General features: G+C 41.6%; 20 protein-coding genes. 16 read left to right on the top strand and 4 right to left on the bottom strand.

Annotated features, from left to right (window positions below; all coding sequences use genetic code 11):
* Nucleotides 1-12: 12 nt before the first annotated feature.
* The 10 genes from ligA to B6K08_RS06415 all read left to right on the top strand — a co-directional run bounded on the left by ligA (nt 13) and on the right by B6K08_RS06415 (nt 11718).
* Nucleotides 13-2019, top strand: a complete 2007-nt coding sequence (gene ligA, locus B6K08_RS06460; protein ID WP_080325726.1) for an NAD-dependent DNA ligase LigA — start codon at nt 13-15, stop codon at nt 2017-2019.
* A 5-nt stretch (nt 2020-2024) separates the two neighbouring features.
* A complete protein-coding gene (locus B6K08_RS06455) occupies nt 2025-2948 on the top strand; it encodes an RluA family pseudouridine synthase (RefSeq protein WP_039209898.1) in 924 nt (307 codons plus the stop codon).
* Between the two features lie 184 nt (nt 2949-3132).
* The gene (locus tag B6K08_RS06450; protein ID WP_080325725.1) at nt 3133-4818 is read left to right on the top strand and encodes a methyl-accepting chemotaxis protein; all 1686 of its coding nucleotides are present in this window, start codon (nt 3133-3135) and stop codon (nt 4816-4818) included.
* Between the two features lie 131 nt (nt 4819-4949).
* Entirely contained in the window at nt 4950-5564 is a 615-nt protein-coding gene (locus B6K08_RS06445; protein WP_080325724.1) for a 4'-phosphopantetheinyl transferase family protein, read from the top strand.
* Between the two features lie 82 nt (nt 5565-5646).
* Complete coding sequence (locus tag B6K08_RS14315) at nt 5647-5886, top strand: TetR/AcrR family transcriptional regulator (RefSeq protein ID WP_080325723.1); 240 nt, start codon at nt 5647-5649, stop codon at nt 5884-5886.
* A 7-nt stretch (nt 5887-5893) separates the two neighbouring features.
* Nucleotides 5894-6319 (top strand): hypothetical protein, encoded by a 426-nt coding sequence (locus tag B6K08_RS06435; protein WP_159446722.1) that lies wholly within the window; start codon nt 5894-5896, stop codon nt 6317-6319.
* 114 nt (nt 6320-6433) lie between these two features.
* Nucleotides 6434-7705, top strand: a complete 1272-nt coding sequence (locus B6K08_RS06430) for a hypothetical protein (protein WP_080325721.1) — start codon at nt 6434-6436, stop codon at nt 7703-7705.
* A gap of 38 nt (nt 7706-7743) precedes the next feature.
* The gene (locus B6K08_RS06425; RefSeq protein ID WP_080325720.1) at nt 7744-9360 is read left to right on the top strand and encodes a bifunctional metallophosphatase/5'-nucleotidase; all 1617 of its coding nucleotides are present in this window, start codon (nt 7744-7746) and stop codon (nt 9358-9360) included.
* 141 nt (nt 9361-9501) lie between these two features.
* Nucleotides 9502-10113, top strand: a complete 612-nt coding sequence (locus B6K08_RS06420; RefSeq protein ID WP_080325719.1) for a hypothetical protein — start codon at nt 9502-9504, stop codon at nt 10111-10113.
* A gap of 141 nt (nt 10114-10254) precedes the next feature.
* Nucleotides 10255-11718 carry a radical SAM/SPASM domain-containing protein gene (locus B6K08_RS06415; RefSeq protein ID WP_080325718.1) on the top strand — a complete coding sequence of 488 codons (1464 nt, stop codon included), beginning with the start codon at nt 10255-10257 and terminating at the stop codon, nt 11716-11718.
* A gap of 112 nt (nt 11719-11830) precedes the next feature.
* On the opposite strand, the gene B6K08_RS06410 is transcribed toward B6K08_RS06415, so the two are convergent.
* Nucleotides 11831-12769: a hypothetical protein gene (locus B6K08_RS06410; protein WP_080325717.1), complete on the bottom strand. Its 939-nt coding sequence runs from the start codon at nt 12767-12769 to the stop codon at nt 11831-11833.
* 452 nt (nt 12770-13221) lie between these two features.
* Between B6K08_RS06410 and B6K08_RS06405 the strand changes: the two genes are divergently transcribed.
* Nucleotides 13222-13422 carry a hypothetical protein gene (locus B6K08_RS06405; protein ID WP_027397086.1) on the top strand — a complete coding sequence of 67 codons (201 nt, stop codon included), beginning with the start codon at nt 13222-13224 and terminating at the stop codon, nt 13420-13422.
* A 120-nt stretch (nt 13423-13542) separates the two neighbouring features.
* Entirely contained in the window at nt 13543-14352 is an 810-nt protein-coding gene (locus tag B6K08_RS06400; RefSeq protein WP_080325716.1) for an ion transporter, read from the top strand.
* Nucleotides 14353-14511: 159 nt separating this feature from the next.
* Here the strand turns inward: B6K08_RS06400 and B6K08_RS06395 are convergent, their stop codons facing one another.
* Genes B6K08_RS06395 through B6K08_RS06385 form a run of 3 tightly spaced genes read right to left on the bottom strand, consistent with a single transcriptional unit; the run spans nt 14512 to nt 15353 of the window.
* Complete coding sequence (locus B6K08_RS06395; protein ID WP_039209867.1) at nt 14512-14799, bottom strand: HigA family addiction module antitoxin; 288 nt, start codon at nt 14797-14799, stop codon at nt 14512-14514.
* A gap of 11 nt (nt 14800-14810) precedes the next feature.
* A complete protein-coding gene (locus B6K08_RS06390) occupies nt 14811-15089 on the bottom strand; it encodes a type II toxin-antitoxin system RelE/ParE family toxin (RefSeq protein WP_072033483.1) in 279 nt (92 codons plus the stop codon).
* Nucleotides 15090-15113: 24 nt separating this feature from the next.
* Entirely contained in the window at nt 15114-15353 is a 240-nt protein-coding gene (locus tag B6K08_RS06385; protein ID WP_039209862.1) for a hypothetical protein, read from the bottom strand.
* Between the two features lie 93 nt (nt 15354-15446).
* Here B6K08_RS06385 and B6K08_RS06380 point away from each other — a divergent pair, with 93 nt between their 5' ends.
* From B6K08_RS06380 to B6K08_RS06365, 4 genes are all read left to right on the top strand, one after another.
* Nucleotides 15447-15740, top strand: a complete 294-nt coding sequence (locus tag B6K08_RS06380) for a type II toxin-antitoxin system RelB/DinJ family antitoxin (RefSeq protein ID WP_027397777.1) — start codon at nt 15447-15449, stop codon at nt 15738-15740.
* A gap of 3 nt (nt 15741-15743) precedes the next feature.
* Nucleotides 15744-16076 carry a type II toxin-antitoxin system RelE/ParE family toxin gene (locus tag B6K08_RS06375; protein WP_039209977.1) on the top strand — a complete coding sequence of 111 codons (333 nt, stop codon included), beginning with the start codon at nt 15744-15746 and terminating at the stop codon, nt 16074-16076.
* Between the two features lie 437 nt (nt 16077-16513).
* Nucleotides 16514-18280, top strand: coding sequence for an autotransporter outer membrane beta-barrel domain-containing protein (locus tag B6K08_RS06370; protein WP_039209858.1), 1767 nt, complete (start codon nt 16514-16516; stop codon nt 18278-18280).
* A gap of 181 nt (nt 18281-18461) precedes the next feature.
* Nucleotides 18462-19433, top strand: a complete 972-nt coding sequence (locus B6K08_RS06365) for an Rpn family recombination-promoting nuclease/putative transposase (RefSeq protein WP_234985258.1) — start codon at nt 18462-18464, stop codon at nt 19431-19433.
* Nucleotides 19434-20007 lie beyond the last annotated feature (574 nt).

Here is a 20007-nt window from a genome sequence, read left to right as displayed (position 1 = left end):
AGAAGGCTTAATATGGACATTAAAGAAATAAAAAAAGAGTTGGCTGCTCTCAGAAAAGAAATTAAATATCACAGTAATCTGTACTACAACAATGATGCTCCTGAGATTTCCGACTACGAGTTTGACCAGCTGATGCTAAAGTTAAAGAAGCTGGAGGCGGAGTATCCTGAGCTTATTACCAAAACCTCCCCGACCCAGATGGTGGGGGGAGTAGCCAAGCGCGAGGCTGGTGTTTTGGTGGCCCACGATGTACCAATGCTGTCCTTGCAGGATGTTTTTTCCAAGGAGGAGGTTACTGATTTTGTAACTTCCCTGCAGGAACAGCTGGATAACCCGGAGTTTGTGGTAGAGGAAAAAATTGATGGTCTATCTCTGGCCCTTCGCTACCGTGACGGTGAGCTGACCCAGGCCATAACCCGTGGCGATGGTGTTGTGCAGGGTGAGGATGTTACGGAAAATGCCAGAGTTATTAAGGATATTAAGCAAAAGCTGAAGGAACAGGTGCCATATTTTGAAGTTCGTGGCGAAGTGTATATGAGCCGTGAAGCCTTTGAACGGGTGAACGAACGTCAGGAGCTGCTGGGTATGAAAACCTTTGCAAACCCTCGTAACTGTGCAGCGGGAACCCTTAGACAGCTGGACAGCCGCATTACAAAAGAACGAAATCTCTCCATGTTCGTGTTTAATCTTCAGACAGCAGAAGGCATTGAATTCGGCACCCACACTGAAGCCTATGAATTTATGAAGAAGCAGGGTATCAAGGTAATTCACAACTATCGTGTTTGTCATACGGCTGAGGAAGTGCTGGCGGCCATTGATGCCATCGGTGAATCCCGTGGTGAGCTGGAATACGACATCGACGGCGCTGTAGTAAAGCTGAACAGTCTGGCCCAGAGAGAACAGCTGGGAGCCACCTCCAAGGTACCACGTTGGGCTGTAGCCTATAAATATCCTCCAGAAGAAAAAGAAACTGTTTTAAAGGATATAGAGCTGTCTGTAGGCCGTACTGGTCGCATTACCCCAACAGCAATCTTTGAGCCAGTGCAGCTTTGCGGTACAAAGGTGGAGCGTGCCACCCTTCATAATCAGGATTATATTGATGATCTGGATATCTGTATCGGGGATACCATCAGAGTATTCAAATCAGGGGAAATTATCCCAAAGGTTCGCAGTGTGGTCAAAGAAAAGCGTCCTTCCGGGGTTGTGAGATTTACCATTGGTAATATATGTCCTGCCTGTGGAGCAAGGGCCATTAGAGAGGAAAATACCTCGGATATTAAGTGTATCAACCCATCCTGCCCAGCCCAGCTGGAAAATCATATCATCAATTTTGTCAGCCGTGATGCCATGAACATAAAGGGGATTGGTGAGCAAAATATAAAGGCACTTATTGAGGCTGGTTATATTAAGGATATTGCCGATATTTTTGTGCTGAAAAATCATCGAGATGAACTGATTGAAAAGGGGATTATCGGTAAGGAAAAGAACACAGACAAGGTGCTGGCAGTTATTGAAGAATCCAAGAACAACGAGCCGCAGCGACTTCTGACAGGCTTCGGCATCTCCGGTATCGGCAAGGCGGCAGCCAGGGAGCTTATACTTCATTTTGGAAGTATTGATGCGCTGGCAAAAGCTGATTTTGAGGCAATAATGAAGGTTCGTGATATTGGCGAAATCAGCTCTAAGGCAATATATGATTATTTTAGGGACAAGGTAAATATTGATATTATTAATCGATTAAAGGAGCAGGGGGTAAATATGGTACTGGAGGATACTGGTATAGTCAGCGATATTTTGGCTGGCAAAACAGTAGTGGTAACTGGTACATTGCCGACTCTTAGCCGAAATGATGCCAAATCCCTTATCGAAGCCAATGGAGGCAAGGCGTCTGGCAGTGTTTCCAGGAAAACAGACTATGTTTTGGCAGGAGAAGCTGCCGGAAGTAAGCTGACCAAGGCCCTGGAGCTTGGCATTCCCGTAATTGATGAGGCTGAATTCCTAAAAATGATAGGACAGTAGCTAGTATGAAGAAAAATCAAAATTCATTAAAAAAATATATTGTGGCGGATAAATATGGCGATATGGCTGTGGAGGATTATTTAAAATCAGTTATGAAGGTATCCTCCCGCAATCGTCAGCGTCTATTTCGTTCCAAAAATGTATTTGTAAATGGACGCTCTGTTCATTCAAAGCAGCGTATTAAGGGTGGCGATATGGTTGCTATCCGCCTGTTTGCCGATGATACCTTTGGGGTAAAGCCACAAATTGGACCAGTGGATGTTCTTTACGAGGACGATGCTGTAATTGTTTTGAACAAGCCTGCAAATATGCTGGTACATCCAACAGGGCAGACGGACAGCTTCACTCTGGCCAATTTTTTGGCGGGATATTTTCAAGATAAGGGACAGACTATTACCATTCGTCCTTTGCACCGCCTTGACCGTGACACCACTGGGTGTGTACTGTTCGCCAAGAAGCCGGAATACCAGACTAAGCTGGAGGCGCAGCTTAAAGCAAATACCATGCACCGCATTTATAATGCCATAGTAACTGGTAAAGGCATATTGGAGGAATATCCTGATGGTCGTATCGAAAAGAATATTGGCAAGGTTCCGGGGATGTCCAACCGCCGTCGTGCTGATGACAAGGGGCAGCCAGCAGTAACCCATTTTAAGCTGGTGGAGGAAATTGGCCCCAATACCCTTTTGGAGTTGTGGCTGGAAACTGGACGCACCCATCAGATAAGGGTGCACATGGATTTTGCAGGACATCCGGTGCTGGGGGATAAAATGTATGGCACTCCGTCCAGACTGATTAATCGTCAGGCCCTTCATGCCGCTGCTATTCAATTTAAGCATCCCGTTACAGGCGAAAATGTGGAGGTTACAGCACCTATGCCTATGGATATGCAGGAATGCATAGAAAAGCTGACGGCCTTCTGGGATTAAAATGGCTTGTTTTATTTATTACTAAGGATTATGAAGATAATTTTTAATTATTTTTATTAAAAAAAGAAGGATAATAGGTTATTGTGTAGAAATATTAACTCATAATTAGGATAGTAATAGCCATTTTTATGGTCAAAAACTTGGACACATACTGAGGGGGAGTTATAAAAAAGTGGGATTAAAAATGAATATGCAGAAAAAAGCAATTTTATTTTTTAGTATCTGTATCATAGCTGTCTGTCTGGTGACGGCATTTCTAGGATATCGGAATGCTGTATCGGGATTCGATAAGACTTTGACAGACAAGGCATTAAATGATGGAATTTACTTGCATGAAGTTATTGACGGCAAGTATGATGGCTCATGGAGCATTAAGAATGGTCAGCTGTACAAGGGAGATGTCCTTATAAACGGCAAAAATGATATGATTGACCGTCTGAGTTCACAGACACATGATGCTATTACCATCTTCCAGGGAGATACCCGTGTATCTACCACAGTAAAGAAAGAGGACGGTTCCCGTGCCACCGGCACCAAATGCTCGGCAGAAGTAGCTGACAGAGTTCTTAATAAGGGCGAAACCGTAAACATGGTAACTCAGGTTGTAGGCAAAGATTATTATGTATGTTATCAACCTATAAAAGATTCAAGTGATAAAATTATTGGTATGTTGTTCGTAGGTGTACCAGCTACTGACCTTAATGCCATGGCAAATACTTTTCTGGTAAGTATGGCTATTGCTACTGTTATTCTTATCCTAATTATGGGTGTCGTTGTTACCTTCGCTGTTCGTCATACCTTAAATCCTCTTAAGGAGGTTCAAGATGCATTGGATAATGTGGCAAATGGAAATCTCAGTATTCCGGATCTTCATATTACCGGCAGCGATGAAATTGCCATGTTGGCTCATGATACCAATAGTATGAAGAATGCTATCAGGACATTGATGTCTAACATTGTCCACTCAGCAGAACAGGTAGCCGCTGCCAGCCAGGAGCTTACAGCTACTGCCGATCAGACAGGCGAGAGTATCCGTGTTATTGCCAACAGTGCCGTAAAAATGGCTGAAAATAACCAGGATCAGGTAAGAGCCCTGGAAACTACCCATGATAAGGTTAGCGACATGAATAGTGATATGACTGACCTTACAAATTACTCCAATGATATGAAGGAAGCCGCCAATGAGAGCCTTAAGGGAGTTGCCAATGGTCAGGTTACCGTTCATAAGGCCATTGAGACCATGCACAATATGTCAAAGCAGATAGACGCTTCCTCCGTTATTGTGGAAGCCCTTGGTGAGCGTTCTGGTAATATCGTTCAGGTTATTGAGACCATTTCTGATATTGCAAGTCAAACCAATTTGCTGGCTCTTAATGCTGCTATTGAGGCAGCCCGTGCTGGTGAAGCAGGCCGTGGCTTTGCTGTAGTAGCTGAGGAAGTAAGGAAGCTTGCAGAGCAGTCTGAGAGTGCAGCCAAGAGCATTTCCGACATGATTACTACTATCCAGTCTGATACCATCAAGGCGGTTCAGGCCATGAAGGAAAACAATGAGGGTGTACAGGAGGGTACGAAAATTGTTTCTGAAGCAGGCTCTGCTTTTGATCAGATTTCCGAGCTTATTACCAACATGAATAGTCAGATTGATGTATCTCTGAAAGCCATCGAAAAGACTGGTGTTGTTTGCAACGATATCAGAGAAACCATGGATAATGTTGTGCAGTTGAGTAACCGCTCCGCAGATGAGGCTCAGGGTGTAAGTGCTTCCACTGAGGAACAGGCTGCCATGATGGATGAAATCTCCAAAGCAAGTGCTACCTTGGCAGAGCTGTCCCAGTCTCTCAGGAGTTATATAATCAAGTTTAAGATTTAATCTGCACAAGTTCAGTTTAATCTTTCAACTTAGAAGCATAATGCTTTCATAGCACAAACTGGTAGATAAAATTAAGAATAAAAATCTCCTGATGGATTCCTTCAGGAGATTTTTTTAGGGGGAAGATTTTCGTGACAGATATGGTTCATAATATAAATGTAAAGGTATATATTGCTGATAGCTCCAAGTTCCAGGACAAGGAGCTGTTTCAGCAGCTTTATGATAATGCCAACGAATATAGGAGAGAAAAAATAGATAAAACAGATGACCAGCGTGACAAACAGGCAGTTTTGGCGGCAGGGGTGCTTTTATCCAGGGCCTTAAAGGAGGCCGGCTACAAAGAGCAGGAGCTGGAGCTGCAATTTAATAATAACGGTAAGCCATTTTATTCCAAGCATCCTGAACTGGGCTTCAGTCTCGCCTATTCCGGAGACAGGGCTATGTGTGCCATTGCCATAGCTGATGGCCCTATTGGTGCGGAAATCGGCTGTGATGTGGAGGAAAATACAAAAGAGCTGGCAGAGTATCTGGATGAATATAATATGACGGCAGATAAGTGGACTAGGCTGGAAAGCTATGCCAAGGCAACCCAAGCTGATATGGAAAGCCTTTTCTATGGAAGTGCCTCTGTTATTCCTGGTTTTATTTTTTCTCATCCGGAATTGGATGACAATTATAAATATAATGTATGTTGTAGAATAAAAATACCTTCCGAAAATATAATCATCGTTGATTTAACGAAATAAAATTAATGTATTATTAAATACTATTAGCTTTTATAAAGAAAAATAACACTTTAGCTTGTAAAACTTTACTTTTCTAATTATAATGAAAAGTAGAATCTGGATAAGTAAGTTTTGTTTTTATGGTTATTACAGAAGGGGTTTGATTATCATAAGACGCACAGATACTAAACAAAGAATATTAAATGAGTCACTTAGATTATTTTCAGAGTATGGATATGAGGCTGTAGGGGTTGAAATGATTGCAGCTGCTGTGAAGGTAACTCCGCCTTCCCTTTATAAGCATTTCAGCGGAAAAAAAGGAAATTGTAGAGGCCATCAGTGATTGGGTAGTGGATCTCTATGAGGAGCATAGCCTATCTGTGGCAGATCTGGATGACATTGATATTGAACAAATGGATGAGGATAGCTTTGTCAATTATTTAATGCCGTTCGTAGAAAATATTCTGCATGATGAAATTTTGAAGAGCATTAAAAAGCTGCTGACTATTGAACAGTTCCGCAACGAACGGGCTCGTCTCATGTACATTGAAAAGTGCTATGAGCTGCCTGAGAAGCATACCCTTAATCTGGTGGAGCGTTTGGTTAAGCTGAGAAAGCCAGATGCTGGCATTGACGTTGATTATGTTGCCAAGGTTCTTACCTTCCCGGCAACAAATGTACTTAATAGATGTTATTGTGACCCTGAATATGAAAAAGAGGGTTTGGATTTCTTAAGAAAACATCTTCATAAAGCTTGGCAGTTCATATTTGAGTAAAAACATAACGCAGTTATTCTTTTTTCCTTTTTTAAAAGGAAAATTATGAGTAGCTGCGTTATAATTGTATTTGGGAAAGATTTTTAAAACAAATTAAAGGTGGGGTGAACTGACATGGAAAATAGTGGAGACGGTAAGGGGATATTTACACTAAAGCATTACCTGTTTTTGCTGATATGGTGGCTTTCCTTGGGCTTTACTCTGGATACTAATTCAGCCCTTTTAGGATTGGTTCTGAGCTTTGTGTTTTTTACCATGACGGCCATGAATGTGCTGAAGAAATCAATAATAATTATGCTGGCGGTCTTTATACTGACGGCCATATTCCCACCATTAGGCTTTGCTGTGGCCTGTCTGGCATTGATATTTTTCCTTATGCGTATCAGCTTTGTCATAGATAATTGGCGGGCCTTAAGCGTTGGCCTGTACGCCTATGGAATATATCTGCTGGTTGTGGTTTTTAATTCCTTCTTTTATGAAACTGTAGTGGTTCAGGCTACCCTTAGAGTTGTGGATTTCTTTAATGCCGGTGGCGAAACTGCTGTGGAAACCTTTGGCCAGCAGGGAGTGGATGCTGTCAACGCCACCACTGGCTTTATCAAGGAAGCTCTCCATGTGGGCTCATATATTTTGCCTCTGTTTTTGGCATTTTTCTTCCACAGGCTTCTGGGCTGGCTGTATAAGCACGGTTATACTACAGACAGGGCCTTCTATGTAATCGGCTTAACCCCTTTGGTGGTTATGGCCATGGTATTACCATTCCTTAAAATTGACCTTGCAGGGGATACATTATTCTCCGGTTCCTTGGCAGATGGCACTGACGGCATTGCGGGAATCGATGGAGTGAATAATACTATTAATGTGCCAACTGTAGAAATGCCAAGTCAGGTAACCACGATTATGGATGTGGCCAATGTGGATATGGGAAGCTGGTTTGTGGAAAATGCAGCGGCTCTTTCACCGGCTATTGAATCATCAATGGCAACCCTTGCGGTGCGGGGAATATATGTTGGCGCTGAAAAATATGAAGGCAAAGCTGGTTTTCAGACCATCTTTAATGGTGGTATTCAAACCATTAGGAAGGATGATGACAACCATACAACTATAAAAGATGAAACAGGAGAGGATATCTCCAAAATAATTTATGATAAGTCCACAGATACGGACCGTATTCTTTTGGAGGACGGCAATGAGCTTATTTTTACTAAGGCCTCAGGTACTATCGTGGACAGTGATGGCCATTTTATGGGAAGATTTAAGCAAAATTCTGATGGGAACACAGTGCTGGTAACCAGAGAGGACAAGGTTATCAGAACCTACCATCGTGACGGAACTATTCGAAACGCCAAGGGCGAAGTGGTGGGTGAGGCCAAAATAGCTGTATAGCTTTGGACAATTTATTTTTCTTAGGGGGATGAAAAACAATGAATCAAAAGGGCTACGACATTTTTAAGCGTTCGTTGTACTCGTTTCTGGTAGTATTTTTATTGCTTTGCCAGACGGTATTTGCGGCTGATTTTAGCAAGGTAATGATTCTGCACACCAATGATACTCATGGCTTTGTCATGGGAGATGACAAGCATATCGGTATGCCTATTATTTCCCAAATAAAAAAGGAAATGGAAGCAAAGGGCTATAATGTTATTATGCTTGATGCCGGAGATATTATTCAGGGCAATATCTTGGCGAAATATGACAAGGGACAATCCTGTATTAAATTGATGAATTCTATAGGCTATGATGCTGCGGCTATTGGTAACCATGAATTCGATTATGGCCTTGATGTGCTGAACGAAAGAATGAGGGAAGCTAAATTCCCGTTTATTTCATCCAATATTATCGACAACAATACCGAAAATACCTTTGTGAAGCCTTATACTATTCTGGAAAAGGAGTATGGCAAAATCGGTATTATTGGTTTAACCACTCCGGAAACAAAGACCAGTGCCCTTCCTGAAAATGTCGCCACCTTGAATTTTCTTGAAGGAAAGGTGCTTATGGCCAGCACCCAGATGTATGTTAGCAAAATGATTGCCGAAAAATGCGATCTCATTATTGCGTTGGGGCATTTGGGCAGTAAAGACAGCTGCATGGGCAGCCGTTCCGAGGACGTTATTGCAAATGTAAATGGAATTGATATTTTTATTGATGGTCACGATCACTTAGTGAAAAATAATATTGTTGGCCATGCATTACAAGTTGAAACCGGTAGTTTTACTGAGCATTTGGGCTGTATAGTGTACGAGGACGGCAAATGGACTGAAAAGATGATTTCCCTTGGGGAATACACAAAGGCTGACAGAAATGTGGAGAAGCTAGTGAACAATGCCTCCTATAATGTTGATTTACATTTGTCCACTATTGTTGGAGACGCAGTTAATGATATGAGTGGAGAGTTTATGCCGGGGCTGAGAAATCAGGAAATGGCCATGGGGGATTTCTGCTCAGATGCAATATTATGGCAGTCAAATCAGATTTTGGGTCAGGATAAAAAGGCTGATGGCTGTATTGTAAATGGTGGAGCCATCAGAACAGGCTTCAATGCCGGAAAAATCAAGGTTAAGGACATTCAGTCTGTATTTCCATTCGATAATGAAATGTGGGTTCTTACCATAAAAGGCTCCAAGCTTTTGGAGATTATTGAGGCTTCAACCCAGAATACTCCATCTGCGATGGGTGGCTTCCCACAGGTTTCCGGTATTGAATATACCTTGAATTTAACGGTTCCTTATCAGAAGGGACCTCAGTATCCTCGTTCCATGTATTATGCTCCTTCAGCTCCCGGAAGTCGTGTTACTATAAATTCTGTAGGAGGAAAAGCCTTTGCTCCTGATGCTGAATATAGAATAGTGGTAAATGACTTCATTAAAGCAGGCGGTGACAGCTACACCGGACTAACAGCTAAAGATGCAATTATTTCCGCTGAAAATCTTGGCCTTTTGGACAGTGAATGTCTGCAGAAATACATTACAGACAGACTTCATGGGAAGATTACCCCTGAGTACAGCAAAGTACAGGGCCACATCAAAATAATTTCATGATTTATCTGTGGATGACTTCATAAATTTCAACAAAAAAGAAGGAAATACATCTTTTTTGTAGAAGTAAACATTGAGATTAGTACTCGATATGTATTTGTTGAGTATCCAAAATATAGTTCATTAAAAAGAGGAGGTCACAAGATGAGAAAACTATTTGCCGTTTTAGTTGGAATGCTGGTTATGCTATGTGCATCCATGTGCTTTGCTGCGGAAACCTATCAAATGGTATACGAAGCGTACAATTTCTCCGAGAATCTGGGAGAAGATGAGGCTGTAAACGAAAACTTCAATACTCCTTATGGTACCCTGAAGATCCAGATGAGAAAGCTGTGGAATTCCAGCAGTGACAAGAAAATGCATGTAATCACCTGGTTGGATGATAAGAGAATATCTGATAACTATTACCCACAGGTAGAGAATGGATACACCTTCCGTGTAATCAAGAATACCAGCAACAGCGAATTATACTTTGTAATTGAGTCCATGGAACGTGCTTATATGTACGGCTATTCCCCAGAAAAGAAAACCATGATGACATATATTGACAGCTTAAACTACGCTCATGAAACAGGCGCACGGCCTACTATCGTAGTGTTGAGAGATGGAAAGCTGGTATTGGCCTTTGATCAGGTATACCGTCCATATCCTAGCTCTGCACGCTATCAGTTCTTCTGGGATAATTCCACCAAATGGTTTGGCTACAGAGATCTCGGAAAAGACTGGGCTCCAATATATAAGGACAAGCAGAGCTGAGCTGCTGAGTAAAAATTAAAAGTTGCTTTTTGAAGTTATTAAAAGGCCTTCTATGATTAAAGCATAATCATAGAAGGCCTTTATTGTTGTTATAGAGCTGTTAACGTATGTAATTGCATGTGAACCTGCAGGATATTTTTAGTGAATGTAGAAGTTGATAATTATGTAAATAAAAACTTAGGGGAGTTGGTTCGTGTGTATTATAAGCTGAAAGAAGATTTGCGATTAAGGGGCTGGGATCTGCTACCTACGGGTATTGTGAGACATCTTTCAGAAGCAGTCAGCTTTATGCCCACGGATGTTTATCGGGCATTACAAAAGGCCTGCAGCTCCATACCTGCAAATAGTCCTCTTTTTTCACCAACAGAAAAGAAGTATCTTAAGGAGCTATCTGAGGAAGGCATTTTGGAAGAAACTGATACACCGGTACCTCTTTCTGAGGAGCAAAAATACCGTGCATATCCAAACCGCTTTCTTTACTCCATTCATTGGTCCATTACGGGAAATTGTAATTGTCGCTGCCGCCACTGCTATATGTCCGCGCCGACGCGCATGACTTCAAAAACAAGCATGGATGACGAGCCTTCCCTTGAGGATTGTCTGGACATTGTTCGGCAAATGGAGGCAGCTGGCGTGCGTGTTGTTTCCCTGACCGGAGGCGAGGCCCTGTTGCGTCGCGACTTCTTTAAAATTGTTGACGCACTTCTGGCTGCAGATATCCTTATTACCACCGTTATGTCAAATGGCTTGCTGGTTAATGAACATACCTTGGATGAATTTGAGCGTCGGGGAATCAAGCCTGAATTTAATATGAGCTTTGACGGAATTGACTGCCATGACTGGCTGCGGGGAATTCCGGGAGTGGAAAAGGCAGTAAGGAATGCCTTTAAGCTGTGCAAGGAACGTGGCTTTCCTACTGGTGCAGAATACTGTCTGCACAAAGGCAATATTAATGCTTTGCGGGAAAGTGTAAAGCTCCTTGGGGAGCTTGGCTGTCAAACCCTGAAGGTGAATCGCCTGAGTCTGGAAGGAGAAGGCTTGGCCATAGCGGATAAGGCCATAACCATGGAGGAGGAATATCAGGTCTATTTAGATTATATTCCGCAATTTTACGAGGATGGAGCACCTCTCAACATAATGCTGGCAGGCATTTTCAGTAATATTGATAAGGATGACTATATAATTCCATGCAAAAAGAATTTGGAGGATGAGGACTGTGATAATTACTGCCTTTGTGGTCATGCACGCAGCCAAATGTATATAACCCCTGATGGCTATATGGTTCCATGCATTCCTATGGGAAGCGTGGAGGGTGGACGCCGTCATTTTCCTAATTTAAAAACGACTTCCCTCAGCTCTGCGTTGAAGGACTCATATTATATGGAATTTATTGATATGCGTCTACGGGAGTATTTCGCTCATAATCCAGGCTGTGAGTCCTGTAAATATCGTAACTGTTGTGCTGGTGGGTGCCGGGGCCATGTGGCGGCTGTAGGCGGTGGTGAGGATTTATTGGCCAGAGATGAGGATACATGTAAATTCTTCCAAAAAGGCTGGCATGATAAGCTGATAAAATTGATGGAAGATATCAAAGGGAAAAAATAACAAAAAGACCATGAATTCCATTTTTTAAATACTAAAAGGCCTTCTAGGATTAAATACATCATAGAAGGCCTTAATTATTGCTGTGGAGTCCTTATGTGGACTTTAAGAAAGTTTATTTTTTCTTAATATCATAGCAGAATACTTCAGAAATTTCCTTGTCATAGCCAGGATAGAAGCCCTTTACCATGCCCAGTACGATACGGGAGCCACGGTTGTAGTGAACCAGCATCTGCTTCTTTGCTTTGTTAAAGGTAATACCCTCAATTTCTCCCTGGAAGGTTACATCGTCAAGGGTTCTCTCGAGAACAACAGTGGCATTGGATGCACCTGGCTGAATATCTACGCGGTATACATGGTCTGGCTCAATCTCATCAGCGGTGCCGTCATCTGCAGTGAGATAGAAAGAACCATTGTAATATGCTATTCCCTGTACCCACTGTGGAGGGCACTGGAGATGAACCTTGCGGAGATATTTGCCGGTCTTTAAATCATATTCATAGAGATAGCGTCCAGATTCTTCACCTACCCAGGAACACATCCACACGGTCTGGGTATCTGGATTAACACAAATACCAGAGCATTCTTCCTGACCTGATGAAGGCTCAAAGGAGAAGGTTCTCTTTAATTTCAAGGTATCAGCATCGTGAATTGCAATCTGAATGTCCTTGCCAACACCATCCATGAAATTCTCAGCGCCTACATAGATTTCGTTGTTGTAAACATCAATATCACCAATATGGTTGGACGGGATGCTGTATCCCTCAAAAGGATTCTTATTAATCTCGATCAAATTCCAATTCTTGTCATATTTTGCAAGAGTCTTTGAGCCGGAAACCCAGAAATAATCACCCTCAGAAGCTACACCCTGGCGTCCCTCAACCTGGTGTACAGATTCCACTTTGTAGGTGGCTTTAGGCAGCATTTTCTTTGCGTTGGTCTCAGGTCTGCCATCTAATGGTGACAAGCCGGACATACCAGTGGCGGCCATGGCAGTAGCTGACACACTGAGAGCCAGACCTAAAATTGCTGCTGTTAATGCTTTCTTCTTCATAATTAATCCCCTCCAAAAAATAAAAATATAACTTTTGATGTTCTAACACATTTTCCCCTAAAATATTAAAACATCATCTCACGATTTAGAATATTCAATATATATTTTTATTTTCCTGCTAAAGGTTAATTAATTTGACGAATTTAGTTTTAAAGAAGGTAAAGGAATCATGGCATCAGTTAGCATCGGTTAAAAAGTTACTTTCTATGCAATTTTTGTTATATAAGAAAGGTCAAAAGGTCTAAAAATCGACCACTTTTTGCAAAAATCGACCACTTTTTGCAAAGTCGTTGAAATTGACTGAATATTATTTTAAAATTGAATTGTCTAGTAGGGAGAAATATTCTTCTTCTGAGTAGACAATACCATGATGGCAAATGTAATTCTTTAAGGTACTGTCATGGTATGCAAAGGGTAAAAATGTTTTTTAAAATTGAGAGGAGATTATAATTATGAAAAAGTTTAGTATGATTTTGGCAGCTATGGTATTTGCTTTGGGTGCTCAGATGGCCAGCGCAGCTTCTTTGGATTGCAACGTAACTTCTTCCAATTACGCTTTAATGGATGAGGAAGTTGAGCTTATTGTTGATGAGCCTGTAGAGTCCGGCGATGTTCTCGTGGACGAGGACGGCGACGTTTGGGTAGTTGAGTAAAATTTACCCTACTTATTGAGTTGGATGGTTCACCAGAGATGGTGAGTCATCCGGTTCGAAAGATATAAAAATAAAGGCGCGAATGTCTGTCGCGCCTTTTGTCTTGAGGAGTCTATTAGTATGGAAATACTACAGAAAGCACTTGACTGGAAGCACACCCAGAAAATAATTACCTCTGTTATTATATTAAATGCTATTGTGTTGGGTATATTGACAGACAGGTCATTGACAGCGGAACAGATTTTTCTGTTGGAGGCAGTGGATAGGGCTTGTTTGGTGATATTTGTAATAGAGCTGGTGGCCAAGCTGCTGGTTTATCGGAAAAATTTCTGGTCAGATGCCTGGAATATTTTTGATTTCGTTGTTGTGGCCAGCTCTATCATCTTTATTTCTTCCAGTGTATCTATTATCCGGGCATTTCGTATATTTAGATTACTGAAGGCTTTGGCAGAATTCCCTGAGCTTCAGATATTGGTTTCAGCCATGTTAAAGGCCATACCTAGTATGAGCTGGGCCCTGGTTCTTTTGTTTATTATTTTTTATATCTTTGCAGTTTTTGGCAGTGCCCTGTATGGTGAGAACTTCCCTGAGCTGTTTGGTGGTGTTGGTGGCTCCATGTTTACGTTGTTCCAGGTTATGACCTTTGAGTCCTGGGCAACAGCTGTGGCCCGACCTATAATGGAGGTTCAGCCTTACGCCTGGATTTATTTCCTTGTGTTCATCCTTCTTACCTCTATTACCTTGCTGAATGTAATGGTGGGTATTGTTGTAGAGGCTGTAGGTACAATTTCTGAGGCAGCCAAGAAAAAACAGGCCGCCAAGGAGGCTGCAAATGCAAAATCTGAAGGATATGAAGCCGATGAGGTGGAAAAAGAAATTCGCAAGCATTTTGAGCAGATTGAGGAGCTGCTGAAGGCAAGAAAAGCATAGGAAGTTTCTTTATTCTATCTCCAAATGTTTGGAACCGCTGTTATAATCAGTAAGATGGGACTGCTTCGGCAGTCCTTTTTTGGGGTGGAAATAAAAAGGAAAGGCCAATCCTAAGGATTTCCTTTCCATGCTGGTATTTAAGCATCATGATATTTTGTCTTATGCTAAGGCTCGTATTTTTTCAAATTCGTGCTTCTTTGAATTTAAAAGAGTTCCCAGTTCATAGTTGGACTGAAGATTAATCCAAAATTCCGGCCCTGTGGCAAAATATATACCTAAACGAATGGCGGTATCAGCCGAAATTCCCCTTCGTTCATTTACAATTTCTCCAATTCTGGTAGTTGGAATATTTAAATCTCTGGCTAATTTGTTTTGTGAGATATTCATTGGTAGCATAAATTCCTCACGTAATATCTCACCTGGATGTATCAGATTTTCTGTACGCATAATAACCCCTCCTAGTGGTAATCAACAATTTCAACATCAAAAGCATCCTGTTCATGCCATGTGAAGCATATACGCCACTGACTGTTTATTCTGATACTAAATTGTCCTGCTCTGTCTCCTGTAAGGGCTTCAAGGTGATTTCCGGGTGGTACCCTCAGTGTTGACAGACTGATTGCGGCATTTATCATATCCAGTTTGCGCAAGGCTATCCGTTCAAAGTTATTAAATCTTTTGGAGTGACCTGTTTCATATAAATTTTTGGTATCTTTATCTGCAAATGTCTTTATCATACATTAATTTTATAACGTTTAACGTTATATGTCAACGATTATAAAATCATCCGCGGTGCAGATATCAGCGGAACCAGTGTAAGAGGCGAAATAGGTGCTACCTTTAGACCTGGGGATAAGAGCAATGTGACTCTTGATCTGAACCTCAGTGGCTTTGCCGGCAAGAAGCAGGGCCTCACCGGAGGATTTTCTGCGGTATTCCATATTTAAGAAAATAATATTTGAAGGGGCTGCTTCGGCAGTCCCACTTTTTTTACCACTCATAGCTGCTCTCAGTGAGGGCCACTTTTAATTTATATAAAATGTATTGCGAATTGCGTTACTTTTGTATATTATTGCGTAAAGAGGTGATTTGGTATGGCAGTAAAAACAGCAAATGTTAATTTAAGAATGAAAGCTGATATAAAAGAACAGGCAGAAATCATCCTTGCCAATCTTGGTATACCGCGCTCTGTGGCAATCGATATGTTCTATAGACAAATTATAGCCCATAATGGTATCCCGTTTAGTCTGACACTTCCTAATAAAATAATGGCACGTGACGAAATGACAAATGCACAGTTTGATAAATTTATGGAAACTGGATTAAAGCAGGCCAAGCAGGATGAATCCTCCGACGTGGATGAAGTTTTTTCTGAGTTGGGGGTCTGATTGGTGAAAGTATATAAAGTTAAGATTACAAGACAGGCTAAAGATAATCTCCGCAGTATACATAAGTATATTTCCGAGGATTTGTATGCACCTGATGCAGCAAAAAATGTATTGTCTTTATTAAAAGAGGAAATCAAGAGCCTATCCACTATGCCCGAACGAATAAAACTTATTGAGGATAAAAGGTGGAGAAGTGAGGGAATTCGTAAAATGCTTGTCAGAAATTTCTTTGTATATTTTTGGATTGATGAAGAAAAAGATATTGTACAAGTAATAGGAGTGGTATATGTCGCCCGTAACCAAACTGTTCAGTTAGATCTAATGAAATTACAATAATATTTGCTTTATATGCCAGGGGATATTAAGGTTCCCTGGCTATTTTATTATGTGAATTATAAAAATCTGGAATGAATCCAAAGACACTTCAGTATCTGATGGGGCATTCTGAGCTACAAAGTATAACAATATTGTTATAAAAAAGGTCAAAAGGTCTAAAAAACGCACACTTTTTGAAAAAACCGTACACTTTTTGCAAAGTCGTTGTATGTTTGGAATATTTGTGATATTTTCTAAAATAAGGCAAAAAATGTGCCTCACGGCATTATTTATAAGCATGGAGGATGTAAAAATGGATACAAGGAAGTATGAATGTCCACTAGAGGGGGGACATTGGCACCAGCAAAGCCAATAAGGGCAGGGGCTGGAAAGGCTTAAAAGGGCAGGCTGCTTTGGCACTGGCCGTTTCGCTGTGGATAGCGGGAGGCGGTGTTGTCGTGGCGGGACAGATTACGACTGTCGAGACGGATTACACAGGGGAGGTAAACGGAAATCATAGCGGAGATAATTGGGGGGATCGGACTGGCGACCCCAATGACAATGAGGTCACAGTAAATGCGGCCGTTAAGGTTACGGGAGATGTCCGTGGGGGATTCTACTTCAACAAAGATGGTAACGTAACCAATAATATCGTTACTATCAACGGCACGGTGACAAAAGCTGTTTATGGCGGCGAGTCTGACCACGGTTACGACGTCATGGGCAATCAGGTTACCGTCACTGGCACGGTGGGCGAAAATGTCTATGGCGGTTGGACAGGGGGAGGGAGTGGGACAGCAACGGGCAACAGTGTCACGGTCAACGGCGGCACAATATCCATGAACGTCTATGGCGGATATTCTACGAAAGGAAGTGACACAGGCAATACCGTCACATTGAACAACGCCAATATTGCGAGTGATGTTTACGGCGGCTATGATTTTAACGGCACAGGCGACGTCATTACGGGCAACACGCTGAACCTTTCTGGTGCGAACACGGCGCGTGCCGTTATGAACTTTCAGACCATCAACATCAGGAGTGCTAAGTGGGGAACTCCTGCGCTGACCATAAATGGAAGTATTAGTAATGTTTCATCTATCGACACCAGAGGAATAACCTTTACTGGCGTAGATTTCATAAAAGCTGGACAAAAAACCATATTGATAAAGAATAAAATGAATGGTTTCGGGGGAACAATTCTTTCTGGAAAATACAAGGTTGGCACAACACTCCAAGGTTTGGGTACAGCCTCTATTTTAGAAGATGACCTCATCTATACTGCGAATACAGATTCCAAGCCGGAAGCTCAGGAACAGACACATAATACTGTTATGGGGGCCACCGCATCCATGGCGGCCCTTTCTGCCGGTAATGATTTCGTTGGTGCTGCCACGGAAGGGCTGGCTATGGCAGGAAATACAGGCACTGACGGTATGGCCACATACGCCAATATGGGTGGTGGTTCCATGAATGTGGAAACTGGTTCCCATGTAAAGACCCATACCTGGAATGCTATTTTGGCATTGGGCCATAAAAACGAAAAGAAGCTGTCCACCACAGAATATGGTGCCTTCTTTGAATACGGTACTGGAAATTATTCCACCTTTAACGGGGATGAACGTGGTGACGGCTCCACCCGCTATACTGGTGGCGGTATCTTAGGCAAATGGCAGAAGAATAACGGCTTTTATGTAGAGGGGAGTCTACGGGCCGGTTCTATCCATGATGATGCCAATAACGTGCTTCGTGATGCAAATGGTAATCCATACAGCTATACCACCGATGCCACCTATTGGGGTGCCCATATTGGTGTAGGCCGTGAAATCAAGCTGAACAAAACGGCTGTATTGGACCTTTATGCCAAGTATTTCTATAACCATCGTGGCAGTGTATCCTTTGATGCTGGTGGCCATTATGATTTGGGTGCAGTGGAGTCCAGCGTTCTTCGTGTAGGAACCAGATACACTGTGAAGCAGAATGATAACATTAATTACTACGGCGGATTGGCTGTAGAGCATGAATTCTGCGGCAGAGCATCAGGCTTTGCTGATGGTGTGGCCATCCGTGGGGCAGATATCAGCGGGACCAGTGTCCGTGGAAAAATCGGCGCCAAGTTTAAGCCGGATGAAAAGAGCAATGTTACCCTTGATCTGAATCTCAGCGGATTTGCTGGGAAGAAACAGGGCCTCACCGGAGGACTTTCTGCGGTATTCCATATTTAAATAATATTTGAAGGGGCTGCTTCGGCAGTCCCTTTTATGGTGCCTGTAATTGTTTTAATGAAATCTAAAAAATAAATAATAATATAATGTATATAATTATATTATTGTAGAACTATTAAACAAGATGTGTTAAAATGATAATATAGTTAATGACATTATTGTAGAAACTTGATTAAGGAGAATGGGCATGGGTCGTGCTGATGAACGGCGGAAAATACAATATGATAAGGCCTGCAAGGAGGTTTTATCCGAGAAGGGGATTATAGGCCATATATTAAAAACTTGCGTAAGGGAATATGAAAATGTCTCTATTGAGGATATAGTTAATAAATATATTCAAGGGACACCAGAAGTGGAAAAGATTCTAGTTCAGCCTGATGATGTTATTTATCGCATTGAGAGTCAACATACCGAGGATTCAAGCGAAGGAGAAAACGCAGTATTCTTTGATGTGAGATTCACTGCATTGGCACCTGATACAGAGGAACTTATTGAACTGATTATTAACATTGAGGCACAGAACAAATTTAATCCCGGTTATCCCCTTTTGAAACGTGGAATATATTATTGTAGCCGGATGATTTCCGGTCAATATGGAACGGTATTCACCAAATCCCACTATGAGAAAATAAAGAAGGTATATTCAATTTGGGTTTGTACTAATTCCAATAAAGAATGGGAATATAATATTGCCAGGTATGGTATAATAGAAGAAAATATTATCGGCAAGGCGAAAGCAAAAACTTCTCATTATGATTTGTTGTCAGTGGTAATGATTTGTCTTGGAAAAAAACAATATACCGAGCTGGAAGGTCTTTTGAGACTATTAAATCTTGTACTTGTAGATAATGACCTTAAGCAGCAGGAAAAGAAAAACAAACTGGCAGAGGAATTTTCTATAAAAATGACACCAAGGCTTGAAAGGGGTGTACAGGAAATGTGTAATTTGAGCGAAGGCATAGAACAACGCGGAATAGAAAAAGGAATAGAGAAAGGAATAGAAAAAGGAATAGCACAGGGCAGGGAACAGATGGCAAATGAGACTGTTATTGAAATGCTCAAAGGAAAAATGTCAGTTGACATGATTGCTCGTTTCACTAAGCTAACCGTTGAACAGGTAAAGGAAATTGGCAAGAAAAACGCTTTAATTTAATAATTTTTCAATAATCAACTAAAAAATCACCTGTGATAGAATCAATGATACAAGTATCCGTCACAGGTGATTTCATTTTATGCCTTTTCTAATGAAGCATCATCAAGCAGAAAATCAACTATATTCATTTTTTTGTAGCCAAAGCCGAGATCAATAAATGGGTCATTATCCATAGTAATTACAATTTTTTTGTATCCATCATTTTACCACTTTTGAAGGGAAAACCATGCCTCTCCATATAGTCAAGTGTTTTCTTCAGTAAAATCAATACTTCTTTGAGTCCTCATAATGAATGAAGCTAAGGTTATGGAGTGATCTTCACCTCATACAGGGCAGATATATAGTGTTAATGGGTATACCAAATAAAACGTCATCACTAAACTATTTTAAATGGCCTCGATGTAATACCCATCCCTATATGGCAGCTCACCTCTCATGTCCAACAGGATCATCCCAACAAGGGGAGTCCTCACTTCCTTCGTTCTGCCTATCCATAACCAGGGTGCCAGCTTAGCTATTCATCAGGGTCATGCCCTCCGGAGATAATTCCTGCCGGCTACCAGCTCATTCTTTG

Source organism: Anaerovibrio lipolyticus DSM 3074 (assembly GCF_900141865.1).
Taxonomy (GTDB): domain Bacteria; phylum Bacillota; class Negativicutes; order Selenomonadales; family Selenomonadaceae; genus Anaerovibrio; species Anaerovibrio lipolyticus.
Note: the sequence above shows the minus strand (reverse complement) of the source record. Positions and strands in the feature narration are given on the sequence as shown.